Below are 5,501 nucleotides of genomic sequence, written 5' to 3'. Positions count from 1 at the left end.
CGACGTGTTGACAAGCAGATGGGGTGCTGTAGAATGTGCGCCCCGCCGGACGGTAAGTCTGGCGATGTGCTGGATGGTGAATCCGGTGCTGCCGAAAGGCAAACGCTCTTTAACAACATGAACGAAGTAATCTGTGTGGGCACTTGCGTGGATTCGTGCGACGAAAGAAACACGATGTAAACAATGCAAGTGAACTTCGCAAAGTAATTTGAGAAGCAAGCGAGTATTGAGTCAGTAAAGATTGAACTGAAGAGTTTGATCATGGCTCAGATTGAACGCTGGCGGCAGGCCTAACACATGCAAGTCGAGCGGAGGTAGCAATACCTTAGCGGCGGACGGGTGAGGAATGCATCGGAACGTGCCGAGTAGTGGGGGATAACGCAGGGAAACTTGCGCTAATACCGCATACGCCCCGAGGGGGAAAGTGGGGGACCGCAAGGCCTCACGCTATTTGAGCGGCCGATGCCCGATTAGCTAGTTGGTGAGGTAATGGCTCACCAAGGCGACGATCGGTAGCTGGTCTGAGAGGATGATCAGCCACACTGGAACTGAGACACGGTCCAGACTCCTACGGGAGGCAGCAGTGGGGAATATTGGACAATGGGGGCAACCCTGATCCAGCCATGCCGCGTGAGTGAAGAAGGCCTTCGGGTTGTAAAGCTCTTTAAGCGGGGAGGAAGGTCGTACGGTTAATAACCGTGCGAATTGACGTTACCTGCAGAATAAGCACCGGCTAACTCTGTGCCAGCAGCCGCGGTAATACAGAGGGTGCGAGCGTTAATCGGAATTACTGGGCGTAAAGCGTGCGTAGGTGGTCTTTTAAGCTGGATGTGAAATCCCCGGGCTTAACCTGGGAACTGCATTCAGGACTGGAAGACTCGAGTCTGGGAGAGGGTGGTGGAATTTCCGGTGTAGCGGTGAAATGCGTAGATATCGGAAGGAACATCAGTGGCGAAGGCGACCGCCTGGCCTAAGACTGACACTGAGGCACGAAAGCGTGGGGAGCAAACAGGATTAGATACCCTGGTAGTCCACGCCGTAAACGATGTCGACTAGCCGTTGGAGACCCTCGTGGTTTTTAGTGGCGAAGCTAACGCGATAAGTCGACCGCCTGGGAAGTACGGCCGCAAGGTTGAAACTCAAATGAATTGACGGGGGCCCGCACAAGCGGTGGAGCATGTGGTTTAATTCGATGCAACGCGAAGAACCTTACCTACTCTTGACATCCAGAGAATCCTGTAGAGATACGGGAGTGCCTTCGGGAATTCTGAGACAGGTGCTGCATGGCTGTCGTCAGCTCGTGTCGTGAGATGTTGGGTTAAGTCCCGCAACGAGCGCAACCCTTGTCCTTAGTTGCCATCATTAAGTTGGGAACTCTAAGGAGACTGCCGGTGACAAACCGGAGGAAGGTGGGGATGACGTCAAGTCATCATGGCCCTTACGAGTAGGGCTACACACGTGCTACAATGGTCGGTACAAACGGTTGCGATATCGCGAGATGGAGCCAATCCGAAAAAGCCGATCGTAGTCCGGATCGGAGTCTGCAACTCGACTCCGTGAAGTCGGAATCGCTAGTAATCGCAGATCAGCATTGCTGCGGTGAATACGTTCCCGGGCCTTGTACACACCGCCCGTCACACCATGGGAGTTTACTGCACCAGAAGCCGGTAGCTTAACCGCAAGGGGAGCGCCGTCCACGGTGTGGTCGATGACTGGGGTGAAGTCGTAACAAGGTAGCCGTAGGGGAACCTGCGGCTGGATCACCTCCTTAAAACCTGTTGCGCGTTCTGCGCCAAGTGCTCACACAGATTACTTCGTCCGGCAAGACTGACACGGGTCTGTAGCTCAGGTGGTTAGAGCGCACCCCTGATAAGGGTGAGGTCGGTAGTTCAAGTCTACTCAGACCCACCAAATATCGGTGAGTGTGCGAAAACGCCTACTTCCACAGTTGAAAAACAGTGAAGCCTGAATTCTCGCGAAGGCGAACGATACAGGGGGCTATAGCTCAGTTGGTAGAGCACCTGCTTTGCAAGCAGGGGGTCATCGGTTCGAATCCGATTAGCTCCACCAATACTGGGAAGTGTTCAGTCAAGCTGTCAGTGCCGAGTGTTCTTCGTTCTGTGGTGATTCGTTGAAATCATCGAAAAGGAAAGAGAATGCTGGGCACTGACTGTGCGTCGGTAATGTTCTTTAACAATCTGGTAACGAGACTTGAAAGCGTGAGATCGCGTTCGGTGCGGGTGTAGAACCTGCGCATTAACGAGTGCGTTCTCATTAGGTAATGCATGTCAGTAAGGTAAGTCTTTGCTTGAGACCCTTTGGGGTTATATGGTCAAGTGAAGAAGTGCATACGGTGGATGCCTTGGCGATCAGAGGCGATGAAAGACGTGACAGCCTGCGAAAAGCTGCGGGGAGCCGGCAAATGGGCTTTGATCCGCAGATATCTGAATGGGGAAACCCGGCCGTTTTAACGGTCATCACTCACTGAATACATAGGTGTGTGAAGCGAACTCGGGGAAGTGAAACATCTCAGTACCCGAAGGAAAAGAAATCAACCGAGATTCTCCTAGTAGCGGCGAGCGAACGGGGACCAGCCAGCAATCTTTAGCCGATGTCATAGAGGAACGGATTGGAAAGTCCGGCGATACAGGGTGATAGCCCCGTACTCGAAATGGCGTTGGTGGAACTAAGTTTGCGACAAGTAGGACGGGGCACGAGAAACCCTGTTTGAAGATGGGGGGACCATCCTCCAAGGCTAAATACTCCTGATCGACCGATAGTGAACCAGTACCGTGAGGGAAAGGCGAAAAGAACCCCTGTAAGGGGAGTGAAATAGATCCTGAAACCGTATGCATACAAGCAGTGGGAGCCCGTAAGGGTGACTGCGTACCTTTTGTATAATGGGTCAGCGAGTTACGATCAGTCGCGAGCTTAACCGAATAGGGGAGGCGTAGCGAAAGCGAGTCTGAACAGGGCGTTCAGTGGCTGGTTGTAGACCCGAAACCACGTGATCTAGTCATGGCCAGGATGAAGGTGCCGTAACAGGTACTGGAGGTCCGAACCCACTCCCGTTGAAAAGGTAGGGGATGAGCTGTGACTAGGGGTGAAAGGCTAATCAAACGTGGTGATAGCTGGTTCTCCTCGAAAGCTATTTAGGTAGCGCCTCGTGTCTCACTCCTGGGGGTAGAGCACTGTTTCGGCTAGGGGGACATCCCGTCCTACCAAACCGATGCAAACTCCGAATACCAGGAAGTGCAATCACGGGAGACACACGGCGGGTGCTAACGTCCGTCGTGAAGAGGGAGACAACCCAGACCGCCAGCTAAGGTCCCCAAATTATCGCTAAGTGGCAAACGATGTGGGAAGGCTCAGACAGCCAGGATGTTGGCTTAGAAGCAGCCATCATTTAAAGAAAGCGTAATAGCTCACTGGTCGAGTCGGCCTGCGCGGAAGATGTAACGGGGCTAAGCGATATACCGAAGCTGCGGATGCATCGCAAGATGCATGGTAGAGGAGCGTCGTGTAAGTCTGTGAAGGTGGATTGAGAAGTCTGCTGGAGATATCACGAGTGCGAATGCTGACATGAGTAACGATAATGGGGGTGAAAAACCCCCACGCCGAAAGACCAAGGGTTCCAGTTCGACGTTAATCGGAGCTGGGTAAGTCGACCCCTAAGGCGAGGCTGAAAAGCGTAGTCGATGGGAAACGGGTTAATATTCCCGTACTTGGTGTTGCTGCGATGGAGAGACGGAGAAGGCTAGATCAGCCGGGTGACGGTAGTCCCGGTTCAAGGTGGTAGGCAGTGCTCTTAGGCAAATCCGGGGGCACAATGTCGAGAACTGATAACGAGCTACTACGGTAGCGAAGTGATTGATGCCACGCTTCCAGGAAAATCTTCTAAGCTTCAGGCAACACTGAATCGTACCCGAAACCGACACAGGTGGTCAGGTTGAGAATACCAAGGCGCTTGAGAGAACTCGGGTGAAGGAACTAGGCAAATTGGCACCGTAACTTCGGGAGAAGGTGCGCCGGTCGGTGTGTAGGGGCTTGCCCCCGAAGCATTGACTGGTCTCAGAAAATAGGCCGCTGCAACTGTTTATCAAAAACACAGCACTCTGCAAACACGAAAGTGGACGTATAGGGTGTGACGCCTGCCCGGTGCCGGAAGGTTAATTGATGGGGTCAGCGAAAGCGAAGCTCTTGATCGAAGCCCCGGTAAACGGCGGCCGTAACTATAACGGTCCTAAGGTAGCGAAATTCCTTGTCGGGTAAGTTCCGACCTGCACGAATGGCGTAATGATGGCGGCACTGTCTCCACCCGAGACTCAGTGAAATTGAAATCGCTGTGAAGATGCAGTGTACCCGCGGAAAGACGGAAAGACCCCGTGCACCTTTACTGTAGCTTCACATTGGACTTAGAACTTGTCTGTGTAGGATAGCTGGGAGACTTTGAAGTGGTGACGCCAGTTGCCATGGAGTCAACCTTGAAATACCAGCCTGGCAATTTTTGAGTTCTAACCTGGGCCCATTATCTGGGCTGGGGACAATGTGTGGTGGGCAGTTTGACTGGGGCGGTCTCCTCCCAAAGAGTAACGGAGGAGCACGATGGTACGCTAACGACGGTCGGAAATCGTCGGGATTGTGCATAGGCAAAAGCGTGCTTGACTGCGAGACGGACATGTCGAGCAGGGTCGAAAGACGGTCTAAGTGATCCGGTGGTTCTGTATGGAAGGGCCATCGCTCAACGGATAAAAGGTACGCCGGGGATAACAGGCTGATACCGCCCAAGAGTTCATATCGACGGCGGTGTTTGGCACCTCGATGTCGGCTCATCACATCCTGGGGCTGTAGCCGGTCCCAAGGGTATGGCTGTTCGCCATTTAAAGTGGTACGCGAGCTGGGTTCAGAACGTCGTGAGACAGTTCGGTCCCTATCTTCCGTGGGCGTTTGAGAATTGAGAGGGGCTGCTCCTAGTACGAGAGGACCGGAGTGGACGTACCTCTGGTGTTCCGGTTGTCACGCCAGTGGCACTGCCGGGTAGCTATGTACGGAAACGATAACCGCTGAAAGCATCTAAGCGGGAAGCGTGCCTCAAGATGAGTTCTCACTAGCGGTTTAACCGCTCTGTAGGGCCGTTGCAGACTACAACGTTGATAGGTCAGGTGTGTAAGCGCTGTGAGGCGTTGAGCTAACTGATACTAATTGCCCGTGTGGCTTGACCATATAACGCCCAAAGCGTTTGTTGGTGAAGACGACTAAACTGACAACATATGCATTACCCGAGCGGCGCAGCGCGCCGCGAGCGAACAAGTCTCGCTACCCAGATTGGCTGTGTTGAGTACGGGCACGTACTCAAGACGGTAAAACGGTTTGCTTGGCGACCATAGCGAGTGGGAACCACCCGATCCCTTTCCGAACTCGGAAGTGAAAACACTCAGCGCCGATGATAGTGTGGGCTTGTCTCATGCGAAAGTAGGTCATCGCCAAGCTCTTAATGCAAA

The 5,501-nt window shown here is 53.3% G+C and carries 1 protein-coding gene, 2 tRNA genes and 3 rRNA genes; all 6 read left to right on the top strand.

Annotated elements, in window-relative coordinates; genetic code table 11:
* Window positions 1-180: hypothetical protein (locus tag HPT27_RS19130; protein ID WP_211198134.1), on the top strand; the 180-nt coding region annotated here is incomplete at its 5' end.
* A 63-nt stretch (window positions 181-243) separates the two neighbouring features.
* Window positions 244-1,771, top strand: a 16S ribosomal RNA gene (locus tag HPT27_RS19030).
* Window positions 1,772-1,834: 63 nt separating this feature from the next.
* Window positions 1,835-1,911: transfer RNA gene (locus HPT27_RS19025), tRNA-Ile, on the top strand.
* A gap of 83 nt (window positions 1,912-1,994) precedes the next feature.
* Window positions 1,995-2,070, top strand: a tRNA-Ala gene (locus tag HPT27_RS19020).
* Between the two features lie 260 nt (window positions 2,071-2,330).
* A 23S ribosomal RNA gene (locus tag HPT27_RS19015) occupies window positions 2,331-5,223 on the top strand.
* Between the two features lie 150 nt (window positions 5,224-5,373).
* Window positions 5,374-5,489: ribosomal RNA gene (rrf, locus tag HPT27_RS19010) — 5S ribosomal RNA — on the top strand.
* Together the 16S, 23S and 5S rRNA genes with 2 tRNA genes alongside form the textbook arrangement of a ribosomal RNA operon.
* Window positions 5,490-5,501: the final 12 nt, after the last annotated feature.

It is taken from the genome of Permianibacter fluminis, assembly GCF_013179735.1.
Lineage (GTDB): Bacteria > Pseudomonadota > Gammaproteobacteria > Enterobacterales > Permianibacteraceae > Permianibacter > Permianibacter fluminis.
This window is presented reverse-complemented; position numbering and strand designations above follow the sequence as displayed.